The sequence below is a fragment of the Clostridium sp. CM036 genome (genome assembly GCF_055081135.1).
On sequence record NZ_CM143652.1, the window covers coordinates 2,176,786 to 2,192,685 of the forward strand.

General features: G+C 31.5%; 19 protein-coding genes and 2 riboswitches. Of the genes, 5 read left to right on the plus strand and 14 right to left on the minus strand.

Features of this window, described 5'->3' with window-relative positions:
• Position 1 precedes the first annotated feature (1 nt).
• The 12 genes from ACWJKE_RS10235 to ACWJKE_RS10290 all read right to left on the minus strand — a co-directional run bounded on the left by ACWJKE_RS10235 (position 2) and on the right by ACWJKE_RS10290 (position 10,973).
• Positions 2-1,129 (minus strand): tyrosine-type recombinase/integrase, encoded by a 1,128-nt coding sequence (locus ACWJKE_RS10235; protein ID WP_220287858.1) that lies wholly within the window; start codon positions 1,127-1,129, stop codon positions 2-4.
• Positions 1,130-1,320: 191 nt separating this feature from the next.
• Positions 1,321-1,503 (minus strand): helix-turn-helix domain-containing protein, encoded by a 183-nt coding sequence (locus ACWJKE_RS10240; RefSeq protein WP_216303854.1) that lies wholly within the window; start codon positions 1,501-1,503, stop codon positions 1,321-1,323.
• Between the two features lie 34 nt (positions 1,504-1,537).
• Positions 1,538-1,726, minus strand: a riboswitch (cobalamin riboswitch).
• A gap of 40 nt (positions 1,727-1,766) precedes the next feature.
• Complete coding sequence (locus ACWJKE_RS10245) at positions 1,767-2,090, minus strand: energy-coupling factor ABC transporter substrate-binding protein (protein WP_216303855.1); 324 nt, start codon at positions 2,088-2,090, stop codon at positions 1,767-1,769.
• Complete coding sequence (locus ACWJKE_RS10250) at positions 2,090-2,842, minus strand: energy-coupling factor ABC transporter permease (RefSeq protein ID WP_216303856.1); 753 nt, start codon at positions 2,840-2,842, stop codon at positions 2,090-2,092. Before ACWJKE_RS10250 ends, ACWJKE_RS10245 begins: the two co-directional genes overlap by 1 nt.
• Before the next feature lie 63 nt (positions 2,843-2,905).
• Positions 2,906-3,733: an energy-coupling factor ABC transporter ATP-binding protein gene (locus ACWJKE_RS10255; RefSeq protein ID WP_216303857.1), complete on the minus strand. Its 828-nt coding sequence runs from the start codon at positions 3,731-3,733 to the stop codon at positions 2,906-2,908.
• Positions 3,734-3,745: 12 nt separating this feature from the next.
• Positions 3,746-4,594, minus strand: coding sequence for a cobalt ECF transporter T component CbiQ (gene cbiQ, locus ACWJKE_RS10260; protein ID WP_375294770.1), 849 nt, complete (start codon positions 4,592-4,594; stop codon positions 3,746-3,748).
• Between the two features lie 377 nt (positions 4,595-4,971).
• A riboswitch (cobalamin riboswitch) is annotated at positions 4,972-5,145 on the minus strand.
• 169 nt (positions 5,146-5,314) lie between these two features.
• Positions 5,315-6,088: an RNA polymerase sporulation sigma factor SigG gene (gene sigG, locus ACWJKE_RS10265; RefSeq protein WP_165413361.1), complete on the minus strand. Its 774-nt coding sequence runs from the start codon at positions 6,086-6,088 to the stop codon at positions 5,315-5,317.
• A 176-nt stretch (positions 6,089-6,264) separates the two neighbouring features.
• Positions 6,265-6,828 (minus strand): hypothetical protein, encoded by a 564-nt coding sequence (locus tag ACWJKE_RS10270; protein WP_216303859.1) that lies wholly within the window; start codon positions 6,826-6,828, stop codon positions 6,265-6,267.
• A gap of 89 nt (positions 6,829-6,917) precedes the next feature.
• The gene (locus ACWJKE_RS10275) at positions 6,918-7,616 is read right to left on the minus strand and encodes an LrgB family protein (RefSeq protein ID WP_216303860.1); all 699 of its coding nucleotides are present in this window, start codon (positions 7,614-7,616) and stop codon (positions 6,918-6,920) included.
• Positions 7,609-7,962: a CidA/LrgA family protein gene (locus tag ACWJKE_RS10280; RefSeq protein WP_216303861.1), complete on the minus strand. Its 354-nt coding sequence runs from the start codon at positions 7,960-7,962 to the stop codon at positions 7,609-7,611. The genes ACWJKE_RS10275 and ACWJKE_RS10280 overlap by 8 nt, the downstream gene beginning before the upstream one ends.
• 68 nt (positions 7,963-8,030) lie before the next feature.
• Positions 8,031-9,206 (minus strand): SAM-dependent methyltransferase, encoded by a 1,176-nt coding sequence (locus ACWJKE_RS10285; protein WP_290441250.1) that lies wholly within the window; start codon positions 9,204-9,206, stop codon positions 8,031-8,033.
• 201 nt (positions 9,207-9,407) lie between these two features.
• Positions 9,408-10,973, minus strand: a complete 1,566-nt coding sequence (locus ACWJKE_RS10290) for a nitrite/sulfite reductase (RefSeq protein ID WP_216303863.1) — start codon at positions 10,971-10,973, stop codon at positions 9,408-9,410.
• A gap of 122 nt (positions 10,974-11,095) precedes the next feature.
• Here ACWJKE_RS10290 and ACWJKE_RS10295 point away from each other — a divergent pair, with 122 nt between their 5' ends.
• Both ACWJKE_RS10295 and ACWJKE_RS10300 read left to right on the plus strand, forming a co-directional pair.
• On the plus strand, positions 11,096-11,983 hold the full coding sequence (locus tag ACWJKE_RS10295; RefSeq protein ID WP_216303864.1) for a LysR substrate-binding domain-containing protein: 888 nt from the start codon (positions 11,096-11,098) through the stop codon (positions 11,981-11,983).
• Positions 11,984-12,158: 175 nt separating this feature from the next.
• A complete protein-coding gene (locus ACWJKE_RS10300) occupies positions 12,159-12,326 on the plus strand; it encodes a hypothetical protein (protein WP_216303865.1) in 168 nt (55 codons plus the stop codon).
• A 46-nt stretch (positions 12,327-12,372) separates the two neighbouring features.
• Here ACWJKE_RS10300 and ACWJKE_RS10305 read toward each other — a convergent pair whose 3' ends face one another.
• Positions 12,373-12,642: a hypothetical protein gene (locus ACWJKE_RS10305; RefSeq protein WP_216303866.1), complete on the minus strand. Its 270-nt coding sequence runs from the start codon at positions 12,640-12,642 to the stop codon at positions 12,373-12,375.
• A gap of 214 nt (positions 12,643-12,856) precedes the next feature.
• Between ACWJKE_RS10305 and ACWJKE_RS10310 the strand changes: the two genes are divergently transcribed.
• From ACWJKE_RS10310 to ACWJKE_RS10320, 3 genes are all read left to right on the plus strand, one after another.
• Positions 12,857-12,979, plus strand: coding sequence for a hypothetical protein (locus ACWJKE_RS10310; RefSeq protein ID WP_258280580.1), 123 nt, complete (start codon positions 12,857-12,859; stop codon positions 12,977-12,979).
• 224 nt (positions 12,980-13,203) lie between these two features.
• Positions 13,204-13,905, plus strand: coding sequence for an ABC transporter ATP-binding protein (locus tag ACWJKE_RS10315; protein ID WP_216303867.1), 702 nt, complete (start codon positions 13,204-13,206; stop codon positions 13,903-13,905).
• Complete coding sequence (locus ACWJKE_RS10320; protein ID WP_216303868.1) at positions 13,902-15,452, plus strand: putative ABC exporter domain-containing protein; 1,551 nt, start codon at positions 13,902-13,904, stop codon at positions 15,450-15,452. The genes ACWJKE_RS10315 and ACWJKE_RS10320 overlap by 4 nt, the downstream gene beginning before the upstream one ends.
• A gap of 197 nt (positions 15,453-15,649) precedes the next feature.
• On the opposite strand, the gene ACWJKE_RS10325 is transcribed toward ACWJKE_RS10320, so the two are convergent.
• Positions 15,650-15,859 (minus strand): hypothetical protein, encoded by a 210-nt coding sequence (locus tag ACWJKE_RS10325; protein WP_462953244.1) that lies wholly within the window; start codon positions 15,857-15,859, stop codon positions 15,650-15,652.
• Positions 15,860-15,900: the final 41 nt, after the last annotated feature.

Genomic DNA, 15,900 nt, shown 5'->3' on the forward strand with positions numbered 1-15,900 from the left:
CTTATTCATCCCCTTCATTGTAAATATCTAATCTCAAATTCGGTTGAGTTTTATTAAACTCTTCCGTTATTTCTTTGTCAGAAGGGTGAATATAAGTATTCATAGTAGTATAAATATTTTTATGTCCTGCTCTTATTCTAAGTAATTCTGGTTGCCAACCCGCCATTCTAAGAGTAGTTATTGATGTATGCCTAAACATATGGGGTGTAACATATATATCAGTTTTCTTTTTTAATGTTCTAAATAAATTATCAACATCAACATAATGCATAGCTTTATACTTGTTTTCACCACTTAGTTTTATGAATATATGGTTAGTTTCAACTTCTTCGGTATGATATTCAGCTATATATTCCATAAACGTATCGGCTAAATTCTGTGATATATCAATCCTTCTTGGACTTGACACTGTTTTAATCTCTGCGTTATTTTCAAGTTCGCCTCTATCTTGTAGGTCTATAATCATGTCACTTATATCAAAATCTTCAATCCATAACGATAAGGCTTCGCCTATTCTCATTCCAGTTTCATATAGCAATATTAATAGAAACTTATCTCTAAGGTTATTACAAGCTCTAACGAGCGTTCCTATTTCGTCCTTAGATATGGTTTTAGGTTTAGACTTAGGGACTTTTAATCTTAATATATTACTTGAAACTTTCTTTTGTTCATGAGCTATTCCATATAAGAAACCTTTAAAGTTTCTACTTGGAGTAGATACAAACTTTTTAAGTCTATCTGAAATGTTATTGCTATATTCCTCGTGTCTTAAAATATAGTCGTAAAACGATAAAACTGCATTTACTATAATATTTACTGTTCTTGGACTTCTTGCTTCATCAACTTGATGCGTTGGAATTACCTTTAAACTCTTATAAGGATTCTGTAACCAGTTCACGAATAAAGCTAAGTCATCAATAGTTACCTTTTGAAAATCTAATTCTCTTTGTTGTAGATATTCAAAGTACAACTTTAAATGCTGACAATACATTCTTAAAGTATTTCTCGCAAAATTGGTGTTATCCTTAAACCTAATAAATTTTAATATTGGTTCTATAGGCAATCCATTATCATCTGCAACAAAATATCTTTCCTTACCATCTTCTGTTTTTACTTTTACTACTTCCATACTTTTATATACACTCCTATAATTCGATTATATTCTACATATAGTTTACTATAGCTACTATAATATTTCAAACTATATATTTAATACTTATCGTTTTATATCTATATAAGAATGTATCATAGAATACTATAAACACGGTCTAATTAACTACACTATATTCCTTTTATTAGCATATGCATACATATGCTTTATTATCTCAGGGTTATCTTATATTTTTTTATTTTATATTGCAAATCTTGTCTTGAAATACTTAATTCTCTTGATGTTTTGCTAACATTGTTTTCGTTTTTATTCAGTGTTTTTTCAATAATTCCCTTTTCAATATCAGCCATATAGCTAACCAACTCGAACCTCTTTTCTACATTTACCACCATATTTTGAAAACACCTCCCTATCTCTCGTAGAGTTAACTGTGTATAATTATAGAAAGGTATTCTGGCTTAAGTCTCATTGCCCTTAAAACCTTCCCAGTTTCCCAGTGGTATTTTTTATAAGGACTCCTCTTTTACAGCGGCGGGACCGCGCAGGATTTCCACCTGTCTTCCCTTTTAAACTAAAGCAATTAATACTTTAATTACCCATAATTATAATATTAAATCAATAAATGATACTTTCATCCCAATTATATGAAAAAGCATTATTCAGTTTTATTCCCCTGATTTTCTTTTTTAGTTCTCTCTACGAATCTTCCCAGGAAAAAGAATAGAACACCAACTCCTATACCTGTCTGTAGACAAAAGAGTAAACTCTCAATTTCCCCTGGTAATTCTCCACCAATCCAAGTTTCCATAACAGGTTCAAACCAAGGCTTATACTCGGTACCTGTAATCTCGGAAACCACTTTGCTTCCTGCATCATCTGAGCCACCAAATTCAGCACCCTTTAACGTGAATAATGGTATAATGGCAATCACTGCAGCAATAATTAATAAAATGATAACCCTTTTTTTCGTCTTTACCATTAATTTTCGCCTCCCTTTAGGAATCCAAGTTCTGTTAATTCGGATTTTGCATATGTTTCAAGACCCATAATGATAACAACGGTCAGAATACCCTCGATAATTGCCAGTGGAAGCTGTGTCGGTGCAAATACTGCAAGGAACTTGACTACAGATGCTGCGATACCACCGTTTGCAGACGGATACGCAAGTGCAAGTTCAAAACTTGTTACACAATAGGTTAATAAGTCACCGATTGATGCTGCCAGAAAAATACCTACATATTTATTGACTTTGAGCTTCTGGCCTGATTTGTAGATTACATAAGTAATAAGCGGTCCTGCAATAGCCATAGAAAACGTATTAGCACCAAGAGTGGTCAGTCCGCCATGAGCAAGCAAAATTGACTGAAAAAGTAGTACAATAATCCCCAGGATGCTGACTGCCATTGGTCCGAATAGGATTGCACCAAGTCCGGTACCAGTCATATGTGAGCAACTTCCTGTTACTGACGGAATCTTTAAAGATGAAAGCACAAAAATGAATGCGCCTGACATAGCAAGAATAGTGATGGATTTACGGTTCTTAGCTAATGTTTTCTTAATTGATAAGTAACCTGCTACCAAGAATGGAACGCATATAACACCCCATATAATACAGAATTTTGGTGGAAGGTATCCTTCCATGATATGCATTGCGTTTGCTGCCGGAGCTACCCCGAAAATTAATGCGAAAGCAATCGCAATAAAGACAATTTTCTTTTCTTTCTGATTCATTTTTTTCCTCCTCTATTGTTTTTAATTTATATTAATCTAAGCTAACCCGCCTAGAAAACCTAACTATTTTTCAAACATTTCCTTAAATTCTTGCGTACTTTTCGGATAGGCACTAGTATCTTCCAGCAGATGTTTTTCTACAAGCAATTCATATATCTCCATCACGGTTGGCTGTTTTAGATTTGCTTGTTTTAAAATTTCTGTATTTTGGAAAATTTCTAATGGTGTTCCATCTGCGATAATTTTTCCTTTGCAGAATACAAGGACTCGCTCCGCCCATCGATATGCGAAATCTAAATCATGGGTGGAAATGAGCATTGTCTTGCCCTCCGAACCAAGCTTATCCAAAACTTCTTCTAACATCAGTGCATTTAAAGGATCCAGTGATGCAGTAGGTTCATCAAAGATAATGATCTCCGATTTCATAGCAATGATGCCCGCAATGGTGACGCGCTTCTTTTCACCGCCACTCAAATAGTGTGGCGGACGATCCTTGAAATCTGATATGTTCATGTATGCCAGTGCTTCCTCAACTCGCTTTAGTACTTCCTCTTTTGGAAGCCTTAAATTCATCGGCCCGAATCCAACTTCTGCCCTAACTGTAGATGCGATTATTTGATTGTCCGCATCTTGAAATACAATTCCGATATTTTTTCGAAGTCCTTTTAAATTCTTTTTATTAACGACAGTACCCCGGTAAATGATTTTTCCCTGTTCAGGTGTAAATACACCGTTTATATTCAAGAAAAATGTAGATTTTCCGGATCCATTGGAACCAATGACAGCGATTTTCTCACCTTCATAGATATCCACGCTTACACCGTCCAATGCAGACTTTCCATTCCCGTAGACGTAGTATAGATCTTCGACCTTTAATATTGATTTCCCCATAATAGCTCCTTTCTATCTTGTAACGCCCCATATCAGGATCAAAAAAATTATAAATACTACTGCAGAGGCAATCTGTATTGTCTCTACCTTTTTATCTTCCTCCAAAAATATAAGATCCCCATCATAGCATCTGGCCTCCATGGCATCATAATAATCGTTTGCCTTTTTAAGCGAAATAACCAGCATATTGCTTGCAATGCTTCCAAATGTATAGCAGGAAGTCTTAAAATCACAGTAGCCCTGACGAGATTCTGCGGAATTTTTCATTTTAGTATAGACATCCATTAAAATGAAAATATAACGGTAAATGAGGTTCATCAGCTCTACAATAAGCTTTGGAACATGTGCTTTTCGAAGCACATATATAATCTCGGAGGATGGAGTTGACAGTGTCATCATTTGTAGGGCACTTATAGCTGCAAAAACTTTCAGAATCAAAAATGCCACTTCCTTAAGCTTTGCCTGAGAAGTAAACACATAGCAGAAGCCAAGATACAAGTTATACTGCCCCATCGGCTGCTTTGAAAAATCAATAGCAATTGTAAAAGTGCCAAGGAGGATAAAGATGATTGGAATCGCCAGTATTGACAAGTATTCGTTTACTGGAAGCTCTCCTTTTACAATGGTCAGATAGGCCATTGCAATAATGACCACAACAGATACATAGGGGTTTTCCAATACAATACAAAGAATCAATATCAAAACAGAAAGAGATACTTTAAAAGTAGCATTCCAGTGCCTGATTTTAGAAGTATAAGCATAAAAATCAATTGAAAACCCTTCGCCGTGTTTATGTCCGGTTCCATGGTGATGATTATGTGTCCCATCCCCTTTTTTCCATTTGAAGAAAAAGCCCACCATTAGAAAAATGGCACATAAAATAATAATTTTTCCCATTTCACATCTCCTTTGAATTTTCACCCCATGGCAGCATTCTGGGAGATTTTAGAATAATAAAAATAGATGAAGCATAGTAAACAATTACACCTACAATCTGATTTAAAAATGCAAGGCCAGATAATGTAACTATAATCGCATTGAAGCACCCGGCGAAAACGATGATATTCTGCCTAATCATGTTATAGGCTCGTTTTGACAATTCGTAGTATAGGCCTGTCTACAAAACAAAAATCCTTCTAACTAAAGTGTTAGAAGGAAACGATTCAAAAATATGCTTAATCATATAAAATCAACAAACAAATTTTCATTATAAAGCCCTCTCTATCACTCGTAGAGTTTGTAGTGCGAAAATATGGGCAGGTATTCTGACTCAAGAATCATTATTTAAGCGCGCCTTCCCCGTTTTCGAGTGGCATAATGCACTTAAATTCATCTATTACAGCTACGAGATAGTTCAGGATTTTAACCTGATTCCCTTTTAATTAATTTAAACCTATATTCTATTATTTAATTTTTATAATTCTTTCACACATGTACTCATTACATAGTAGACTTATTATTACAAAAAATCAACTACTTTAATTGTAAAAAGATAATATTTTTCAAACTTTCACAAAATAATACATTATACTATATTCTGAAATAAATGCTACAGTAAAAAAAGGGACCCACTAGGGGACCCTATACGTACTTTCTCATGTGCTTTAATGCAGTTTTTTCAAGTCTAGAAACTTGTGCTTGGGATATTCCTATTTCACCTGCTACTTCCATTTGAGTTCTTCCATCGAAGAACCTTAAATTTAAGATTAACTTTTCTCTAACATTTAATTTTTTCATTGCCTCTTTAATCGATATATTTTCAAGCCAATTATCATCTAAATTTTTGGTGTCACTTATTTGATCCATTACATAAATTTCATCTCCACCAGCGTGATAAATTGGTTCAAATAAAGATACAGGATTTTGTATAGCATCTAAAGCAAATACTACATCTTCCCTTGGTAATTCTAATTCTTTTGCTATTTCAGCTACAGTAGGCTCTTTGTTGTCTTGATTCACCAATCTGTCCCTAACTTGTAATGCTTTATATGCAATATCCCTTAATGATCTACTAACTCTTATTGAGTTATTATCTCTTAAATATCTTCTTATTTCCCCAATAATCATAGGAACTGCATATGTTGAAAATCTAACATTTAGACTTAGATCAAAATTATCAATGGACTTCATTAAACCAATACAGCCTACTTGAAATAAATCATCTACGTTTTCTCCTCGATTATTAAAGTGCTTTATCACACTTAAAACCAATCTTAAATTTCCTTTAATAAATTTTTCTCTACACTCATACTCACCATTTTGTATCCTAAATAGTAGCTCTTTCATTTCTTTTTCTTTTAGTACGGGTAATTTTGAAGTATCTACACCACATATTTCTACTTTATTGAATACCATAAGGTCATCATTCCCTTCAGAGTAATTGCTTCTAAATTATGTCCTTATGGTTTGCTTTTTATACTACAGACAACCTTTAACATCTGAAAGGGTGTTTTTATTTTAATCTTAATAATAGATTCATCAAAATTGCATCACAATTTCTTTAATCCCGCCCATAACATTCCTACATATTACTAAAACTTATTTAAGCTATCTATTAATTCATTAAAATTCTTTTTAGCTACTATTTCTCTATTCTTAAAATCACCTATTTTTTGTTTATTAAATTTTTCACTTTTATCTAGGTTTACTAATTCCTCTTTTACAGTTTCTCTAAGCCTTGGAATAATATTTATTATTTTTTTTATTCCATAAATATATTCATCATCATAAAGCTTGAAACATTCAAATAAACCTGATATAAGTCTCCCATCAGAAAATATGTAAATATATCTATCACTCATTTCATCTGATAAATCAACTTCAATTTTATGCTTATACAGCCTAAAGAAAACATCATCTTTCTCAATGAAAACAGGAAATATCATAGAAAAAAGCATCTCTATTTCTTCTTCCTGCTCAACTAATCCTGAAAAATCGCTTTCATTAAGTTTTTTAACTATTTCATCTGTAAAAATATATTTCCTTACCTCTTTTCCCAATTTACTCCTTAGTTTTTGCTCCTTTTCATCAGATAATAAATTGTCTATTGAATCAATTAATTTATTTAGCGGACCTTTAATCTCATTTTTTTTCATAATGAAAAAACCTCCTTAATAATACATAAACTACATATATAAACTTAATTTAATCGAAGCCAAAATGTAGCGTATTCCAAGAAATTATCCTAAAAGCGCAAAAACATATTCCATAAAAGAGGATATAAAAGGACAGCTACAATACCTGAAATAGCCATAGTTATACCACTCATCGCTCCCTCAGTTTCTCCTATTTCCATAGCCCTCGCTGTTCCCAGTGCATGAGAAGATGCTCCCATAGCAATCCCTAAGGCAACTTTATCATTAACTTTTAAAATTTTATATAAAAACGGTCCGACAATTGAGCCTACAACACCTGTCATTATTATAGCTACAACTGTAATTGAGGAAAGTCCCCCTAACTGATTTGACAATGCTATTCCTATAGGTGTTGTTATAGACTTAGGTATTAAAGATTCAATAAGTACATCGGAAATTCCAAATAATTTCGAAAGGAATACTACACATACAATACCAGAAATAGCACCACTAAAAATCCCTATAAGTATTGGAATAGCATTTTTTTTAAATAAAGAGAATTTCTTATACATAGGCAAAGCTAATGACACTGTGGCAGGAAATAAAAAAAATGAAATTATTTTACCTCCGTTATTGTAGTCTTCATATTTAATATGTAGCTTTGTCAAAAAAAATATTAATATAATAATGGCTATCAAAAGTGGATTAAAAATTGAAAGTCTGCCTTTCTTCTTTATGTAAATCCCAATTTCATAAGCAATAAGGGATATTATTACACCAAAAACTGGTGAAGTAATTAAATCATTCATATAAACGTCCTTTCCTTAAAAATTTAACTACGAGTGCTGTTACAATCCAAACTAAACATGTGGAAAGAACAACTATAACGATAAATGGTATCCATTTTCCTTTTAACACACCAAATGCTGTCATTAGACCTACTCCAGCAGGAATAAAGAAAAAAGACATATTTGATAAAAGGAACTCACAAACTTCTTCTATCATTTCAACCTTAACTATACCTATTTGCAACCCCAAAAACAGTAAAATAAGTCCAATAACCGCTCCCGGAATCGGTAATTTAAACATAAGTTGCAATATAGTTCCAATAATATACGGAATCAAAATAATCATTAATTGTCTTAAGTACTTCATTGTTTCACCTACTTATTATAAAATGTTGTCATTTGTGTAATTTTCTTATTAAAGCATAAAATTCTTACCTATTTATATATGTAATCTCTTGTCAAAGGCAAATCATTATTTACACCTTTAGCAAACAATATCTGATGAAGATTGATATTACCGCGATTAAACGATGCAGCACATGAATTTAAATATAATCTCCACATTCTTATAAATGTTTCATCCTTACTCTTTTCTATTTCAGGAAGCGCCTTCTCAAAGTTTTGTGACCAACATTCTAACGTTTTCCCATAATGTCTCCTAAGGCTTTCTATACCTATTAATTCAAACTCCTGCTCTGCTATATCAGTAATTATATTTTTAATTCCAGGTATATATCCACCTGGGAAAATATATTTATCTATCCATGTATTTGTACCACCTTCATTTACTCCTGTTATACAATGAAGTAGAGATAGTCCTTTATCCTTTAATAGATTATTTACTACATGAAAATATTCAGACAAATTTTCCTTTCCTACATGCTCGAGCATTCCTACACTAACGATCCTATCAAAACTTACGTTCTTCAATTCTCTATAATCTGAAAGCCTAACTTCAACTAAATCTTCTAGCCCTTCTGCTTTTATTCTATCATTAGCCTTTTGAAGTTGTTCTTCACTTAAGGTAATTCCAATAGCCTTTACTTTATATTGTTTTGCTGCTAAAATTATAAGTTCTCCCCATCCACAACCTATATCAAGCAAGCTTTGCCCTGCTTTTAAATTTAATTTTTTTAAAATATGATTCTCTTTATTTTCTTGAGCTTGATTTAAAGAATCTGTTTCATGCTCAAAATATCCACAGGAATAAGTCATAGTATCATCCAACCATAATTTATAAAAGTCATTACCAATATCATAATGAAATTGTATATTATCTTTATTTGTCTTTATGTTACTTTTTATTTTCTTTATTAATTTCATGTATTTTTCACTATTCTTCAAAAAGCTTTCCTTGTTATTATATAAGGATTCTATAACAAACTGTAAATTACCTTCTATGTCTATTTTTTTAGACATATATCCTTCTCCAAGGGCTATTGAAGGATTATCTATAATGTCGACTTTCGGTATTGGCTCATTAAAAATAATTTTAAATTTAGACTCACCTTCGCCGTATTTTGCTACACTCCCATCGCAAAATTTAATTTCAAACGGATCAGAAAACATATTTTTTAATAAAGTTTTATAAAACAGTTTGTCAGTAACCAACATTTATCACTCCTTAATTATATTAATATAGTTTACTAGTAATTAGTTATTTATTTCACAATTATAACAACTAATCTTCTTAGGTATACCATTTTTTTAACTAGAGGTCAAAAGCAATCCGTAGAAGACTAGTGCTTGGTAAACGATAATCATAATCTAATTGATATCAATCACTCTCATTTACTTACTTATACTATATACTTATACTATATATTTGTTTATAATTTCATTAAGTTCATATACATTTTGCTCAGTCCAACTAGTGAAATCTTTTTTATCATTAATTGCAGCACTTGCAAGTTCGAATAAAAATTTTGGTACTTCTGCTTCCTTAATATCGCCATAATATTTACCTAGCTTTGTTTTACCTATCCCAATCTCTCCCCCAAAATGTAATTCGAATACATTTATAAGCTCATCTTGGACCTTTTTCTTTTTACCGCAAAACCCAATTGTTCCTATTTCGTGTATAGAACAAGAATTAGGGCATCCTGATATATGAACATGAGGCAGTATATCTTTTGTTAAATTATTTTCTTTAAAATAACTTAGTATTTCCTTTAAAGTATGCTGTGTTTCTAAAATTCCCATCTGACAAGTAGGAACTCCTATACAAGCAATAGAACATTCCAGTGAAGTATTTCCACCCATTTTACCTGTTAGCTCAAGGATTATTTCAGCTTCTTTCCCATTCAAATTTCTAATGTATAATCCCTCTGACATAGCTAGTCTTATCTCTACTTCATTCATAACTTCTATTTTATCTATTATTAGTTTCAAATGCTCACTTTTTAATTGTCCGCCTATTGGATGCACATACACACTGTATAATCCCTTTTGTTTTTGAGTAAATAGTCTTGGACTTCGCATCGATGATTCAATCCCAACTTTGTCGTAGATTTTGGTTTGTACCTTGATTTTTAAATTTTCTCTAGTCTTAACTTTTTCCAAATAACTATTATAGCAGTTTACAAATTTCTCCTCGCCCATTCTTTCCATAATATATCTTATGCGAGCTCTTCCTTTGTTAATGTAGTCGCCTTCATTAATAAAAAGATCTGTTATTGCTTCAACATGATATAAAATATCTTCTGGTTTAATCAACTGTTCTCTCTTCACAGATAGTTTTGAATTATTCCCCATTCCACCACCTAAATACACTTTAAAATACTCTATGCCATTTTCTTTAACCGCTAAAAAACCTAAATCAGTAGCAGTTACATGTGCCTCATCCTTTTCATTACTTGAAAATGCAACTTTAAATTTTCTTGGGAGTTTATACGTATATACCTTACTTAAAAAATGGTCTCCTACAGCTGTTGCGTAAGGTGATACATCAAACACATCTTTTTCCCCTACTCCAGATAGCGGTGAGACTGACACATTTCTAGGGAAATTACCGCCGGATCCCCTTGAGTATAAACCTTTCTTTATACCTTCTTCCATGGAATCACAAACTTCATCAATAGTAATTCCATGTAGTTGTATCGCCTGACGAGTAGTTAGATGTATACTATCTAATTTATATCTTTGTGTAAAATCATATATTAATTTAAGATCTTTTATAGAAGCTATCCCTGATGGTATTCTAAATCTTATCATAAATTTCTTGCCACTACGCTCGGCATACACGCCCATACCACCCGAGGATCCTTTAAAGTCCATTTTACTTGTTTCCCCATTTAAAAATTTATGTCCAAGCGCTCTAAAATCCTCAACTTCCCCAAGAAGTACTTCACTAAGAAGAATTTTATTTAAAGTTTTCATCATTATCAATCCTTTCCTATTGCAACATTATTATGGCTATAGTATACTGTTTTTTAACCAATAAGTATAATACATGTTTTATATAATACTTATTAATATTTCTGATAGGTAGGGTGATAATTTTGATTGAGGAATTAAAAACCTTTATTGCTGTGGTAGATAAGAAAAGTTTCACAAAGGCTGCAAAGAGCATCAACATATCTCAGCCTAGCGTAAGCTTACATATTGTAATTTTAGAAAAACACTTCAATACAAGACTAATAGAAAGATCAAATAAACAGAGAAGTATATTAATTACACAAACTGGAGAAATGTTGTACAAAAAAGCTAAACAAATAATCTCCCTAATAGATGATACAAAAGAAGAACTTAACAATTATCATAATTCCACCTCTGGCACTTTAAAGATTGGCGCAAGCATGACTATAGGTGAATTTTTACTGCCCTCAATACTAGGAGAGTTTATTAAAGAGTTTCCAAACATAAAACTAGAAGTTGCTATTGAAAATACCCATAATATTTATGAAAAATTTAAAAACTATGATATTGATATTGCTTTAACTGAAGGCAGCGTCCCTGTGCATGACTATACTTTCAAAAATTTTTATGAGGATACAATGGTTGTTGTAACTCCAAATTCCTTTACATATGACCAAAATATTGGACTTAAAACTTGTTTGTCAAATCAAACTTGGATGCATAGAGAAGAGGGTTCTGGCACTGGTGAATATCTAAATATCTTTTTAAATGCAGAAGGCATATCTCCAAAAAACTTCATTATTCTCGGAAGTAACTACTCCATTAAAGAAGCTGTTAAAAACAATCTAGGTGTAACTTTTATCTCATCTTTAGTAGTAACTGATGCTGCCATTAACAATGAACTTAAAATTATACCTATCAAAACAAAATACAATAGATTTTTTTCTTATTTAGTTCATGAAAAAAATCTATCCAGGATTGCAACATTATTTGTTGAGAAATTAGAAAAGTGTAGCCATATGAATAAGTAATGCTTAATTATTAGTAATCAAGCATATCAATAATAGAAGTGCTTTTATTTTATAAATAAATTCCACGAGCCAAGGTCCAAGAAAAATACTATGTTATGTCTATGGATACACTCACACTAATAATAATAATAATAATAATAATAATAATAATAATAATAATAATAAACCTATTGATTTGGGATGGAATTTTATTAATACTGCTTCTTGTTATAGTGCAGGAGTTGCAGGAAGAGCTATAGGCACAAATACGGAAGACTTATGGGATGTTATTGTTGCAGATAAAAGTTCGAGTGTTGTCAATTGCTTTAGGTACGGATATGGTGTTGATAGACATATGTTATAATCTATACTGAAAAATAATTTTAAGGCAGGATTATCCTGCCTTAAAATTATTTTTCAGTAGTGCCTTTAGATGCTTCTGAACGTGCATTTAATTGTTGCTTTTCTTCTGGAGTAGCATCACTAGGGCCACTAGCCATGTTAGGCATGTTATACATATTAGTCACATCGCCGTTTGACGCACCACTAACACCTTTATTTGATTCCGATTGTTTTTTCATTTTTTTTATTTCTTCTAAATCATTTTTATTCATAAATATTCTCCCTTCTAATGTACAAAATACACTGCACATATCCAATGCATTATATAGTTTACCCATTTTGTGATATAATATTATGGTTATAAATTGTTAACAATATTGACACTTAAATGCAATACTTATTTAGTAGTATTAATTTGTATAGGAATAGGTTGCTACAACGATAGTATAAAACAAGACATGCAAAATATAGATAATAAGAATTATCATCATACCAGTATTAGATTGAAATTTATAGCATGGCCAATAATTGCTGAAATGGAGACAAATAATTATGAAACCTGAAAACGAAAATGTGTCTGAAATGTCGGAAAATACCTCTATTTTAATTACTCTGTGTGTTGTCGCCTTAGTTCTAGCACTTGTGGGGATTAAAATAGTGATAACAACTATGTAACTCAAGGGTATGCTAACGCTACCGTTATAAATTAATATTCTTGTAATTAACCCCAAGAATATTTGAACCACCTTTGGATATAAATCAGATATATTTCACAATAAATTAGAACCATCCTAAATATTAAATTTAGGATGGTTCTTTCTACTTAAATACAGACCTTGCCTAAAGATAACCGTTTTGTTATAATTATGGTGATTTTACCTATTTAAGGAGATGAACATATGCTTACTGTACAAAACCTAAGTAAAAAATATTCTAAAGAATTAGTTGTAAACAATATTAGCTTTCAAGTAAATGAAGGTGAAATTGCTATTCTTTTGGGCCCAAATGGTGCTGGAAAAAGCACCACAATAAAATGCATCGCTGGGCTATTAAAATATGATGGATACATTGAAATTTGTAATCACAAAAACAAGAGTGTTGAGGCAAAAAAATTATTTTCCTATGTTCCAGAGGTTCCAGCTATGTTTGATTTGCTCACAGTTTATGAGCATATAGAATATATGGCTGCCGCTTATGGTATAAATAACTATAAGGAAAAAGCCGAAGAATTACTTAAAAGATTTGATTTAATTGATAAAAGAAATAAGCTTGGAAAAGAGCTGTCCAAGGGTATGATGCAAAAAGTAAGTATTTGCTGCGCCTTAATAATAAACCCTAAGGTAGTATTATTTGATGAGCCTTTAATGGGCCTAGATCCTAAAGCAATAAAAGAACTAAAGAAAGCAATTTTAGAGCTCAGAGAAAAAGGTTCTGCCATTCTAATAAGTACCCACATAATAGATAGTGTTGATGATTTTTGGGACAAGGTATTGATAATGAAAAATGGAAATATAGTACTCTCCGGTACAAAGCAAGAGCTTATGAATAGGAATGAGACCTTAGAAGAACTCTTCTTTGATGTAACAGAGGATAGCGTATGAAGCCATTATTTTATATAATAAAAAAATCTATAAGAAATTTTTTATTAGAACTAAAGCGAAAGCCAATAAAGCTAATTGCCTATATTATACTTCTTATACTTTTGTCACTAACTTTTATTTTTGGCAGCAGTAATACCAGCAAGCAAAATATTTTAGATCCAGCGTTGTACACTACTATTGTAGGATTTATTATTTTACTGTTCACCGCACCGGACCTCTATTCCTCAATAAATAATGGAGCCACTTTTTTTAGGGGTGCAGACATAAATTTAGTATTTACATCTCCCACTAGTCCTCAGAAAGTTTTAGTATATGGATTTTTAAAACAAATATATACTTCATTTATAGCAGTTTTTTTTGTTTCATTTCAAGGACCTAACCTTTATCGTTTTACTAATATTAAATCCTATGGAATTATAGTAATTATCTTTGGCTTATTCATTATGCTCATTTTCAACTCAATACTAAAGATATTATTATATTCAATAGCTTCTAAATGTGAAAAAAATAAGGTTATTTTAAGAAATACTTTTAAATTTTTAGGAGTATCCCTAATTATAGTATACTTTATAGAATTATATATAACTAGGTCCCCAGTTAAGGCTATTATATCATTGCTAAATAGTCCTGCCATTTCATATATTCCTGTATACGGGTGGGTAAGGGCAATTATATTATCTTCAATGAATGGCATACATTCAATATTTTTTGTTTATATAGCTCTGATTGTTGCGTCTGGAGGTATTTTCAGTTATTTAATTTACTCTATGCAACTTGACTATTATGAAGATGTTTTAGCTTCAACTGAATTAAAAGAAACAGCCATCTCCGCCACGCGTCGGGGTGAGCGATTATTTGTACAACCGGGTAAAAAACCTAAAGTAAGAAAAGTTCAATACACTAAAAAAGGAAAATTTGCCTCTGCTATATTTTGGAGACAAATATTAGAGTATAAAAAGACTGGTTTTGCATTGATAAATGTAGTGTCTGTTATTTACGCAGTTATAGCAATAAGTGCTGGATTATTTAGCCCTATAAAAGATTTAAAAATAGTCTTAGGTGGCATGATATATCTTCAATTATTTTTTACCTTTGCTAGTAAGTGGCAAAGAGATTTATCAAACCCATACATTTACATATTACCAGCCCACGCCTTTAAGAAGGTTATCTATGCAACTGTAGTTGATAACCTTAAAAACCTTATTGATGGAACTATAGTGTTTGCAATAACAGGAATATTATTTAAAAGTAGTATCATTCTTATTCTCCTTAATATAATAGCCTTTGTTTCAATAGGTTCTCTTTTCATCTATGGTGGAATTCTTACTAGAAGAATTTTAGGCAGTGGTAATAACATAGTATTTACATCTCTTATAAGAATTGCAATCTTACTTTTAATACTATCACCTGGTATAGTCCTTCTGATAGCATTATATAGTTCTACGGGAATGCTAATAGCCTACACACTATTTATTACCTATAATCTTATATTTAGCAGTTTAATAGTGTTTTTGGGTAAGGGAGTGTTTGAAAATATTGAATTATAGTGATATATTTTTTTAGATTAATTAGGTACAGGCGACATATATATGTCGCCTGTACCTAATTAACCTCTATTTAAAATTGGCACATATACTCACTGTTTTTTATGTAAACTTCAGTATTTCTGCTATCACAGATTTATCGGCTGCACCCCTTTAAACCTATAATTAATAATAGTAACACATAAATTATAATTATTATTTCAAAAATAAAATTCACTTTTTTTGTTTTTATATTCTATTTTTTTAAAAAATTTATTTCTTAGTAATGAGGATATCACCCCTACACATAAGATAATTACACCGCCAGAAACGTTATTTGTATAACTAAGCCACGCACCTATTAAAAGCAATGATAAAGTTAATATTGTGACAACCTTTTCAACAACGTATAGTTTTTTCATATTCTTCATAATCACCTCAATAAAATTAATATAAACAGTCTTACTTAAGA

What these genes read in the sequence shown, in the direction of transcription:
- ACWJKE_RS10235 (WP_220287858.1), bottom strand. Translation starts at nt 1,129, where the DNA reads ATGGAAGTAGTAAAAGTAAAAACAGAAGATGGTAAGGAAAGATATTTT.
- ACWJKE_RS10240 (WP_216303854.1), bottom strand. Translation starts at nt 1,503, where the DNA reads ATGGTGGTAAATGTAGAAAAGAGGTTCGAGTTGGTTAGCTATATGGCT.
- ACWJKE_RS10245 (WP_216303855.1), bottom strand. Translation starts at nt 2,090, where the DNA reads ATGGTAAAGACGAAAAAAAGGGTTATCATTTTATTAATTATTGCTGCA.
- ACWJKE_RS10250 (WP_216303856.1), bottom strand. Translation starts at nt 2,842, where the DNA reads ATGAATCAGAAAGAAAAGAAAATTGTCTTTATTGCGATTGCTTTCGCA.
- ACWJKE_RS10255 (WP_216303857.1), bottom strand. Translation starts at nt 3,733, where the DNA reads ATGGGGAAATCAATATTAAAGGTCGAAGATCTATACTACGTCTACGGG.
- cbiQ (WP_375294770.1), bottom strand. Translation starts at nt 4,594, where the DNA reads ATGGTGGGCTTTTTCTTCAAATGGAAAAAAGGGGATGGGACACATAAT.
- sigG (WP_165413361.1), bottom strand. Translation starts at nt 6,088, where the DNA reads ATGGTATTCAATAAAGTAGAAATATGTGGTGTAGATACTTCAAAATTA.
- ACWJKE_RS10270 (WP_216303859.1), bottom strand. Translation starts at nt 6,828, where the DNA reads ATGAAAAAAAATGAGATTAAAGGTCCGCTAAATAAATTAATTGATTCA.
- ACWJKE_RS10275 (WP_216303860.1), bottom strand. Translation starts at nt 7,616, where the DNA reads ATGAATGATTTAATTACTTCACCAGTTTTTGGTGTAATAATATCCCTT.
- ACWJKE_RS10280 (WP_216303861.1), bottom strand. Translation starts at nt 7,962, where the DNA reads ATGAAGTACTTAAGACAATTAATGATTATTTTGATTCCGTATATTATT.
- ACWJKE_RS10290 (WP_216303863.1), bottom strand. Translation starts at nt 10,973, where the DNA reads ATGAAAACTTTAAATAAAATTCTTCTTAGTGAAGTACTTCTTGGGGAA.
- ACWJKE_RS10305 (WP_216303866.1), bottom strand. Translation starts at nt 12,642, where the DNA reads ATGGGTAAACTATATAATGCATTGGATATGTGCAGTGTATTTTGTACA.
- ACWJKE_RS10310 (WP_258280580.1), top strand. Translation starts at nt 12,857, where the DNA reads ATGAAACCTGAAAACGAAAATGTGTCTGAAATGTCGGAAAATACCTCT.
- ACWJKE_RS10315 (WP_216303867.1), top strand. Translation starts at nt 13,204, where the DNA reads ATGCTTACTGTACAAAACCTAAGTAAAAAATATTCTAAAGAATTAGTT.
- ACWJKE_RS10320 (WP_216303868.1), top strand. Translation starts at nt 13,902, where the DNA reads ATGAAGCCATTATTTTATATAATAAAAAAATCTATAAGAAATTTTTTA.
- ACWJKE_RS10325 (WP_462953244.1), bottom strand. Translation starts at nt 15,859, where the DNA reads ATGAAGAATATGAAAAAACTATACGTTGTTGAAAAGGTTGTCACAATA.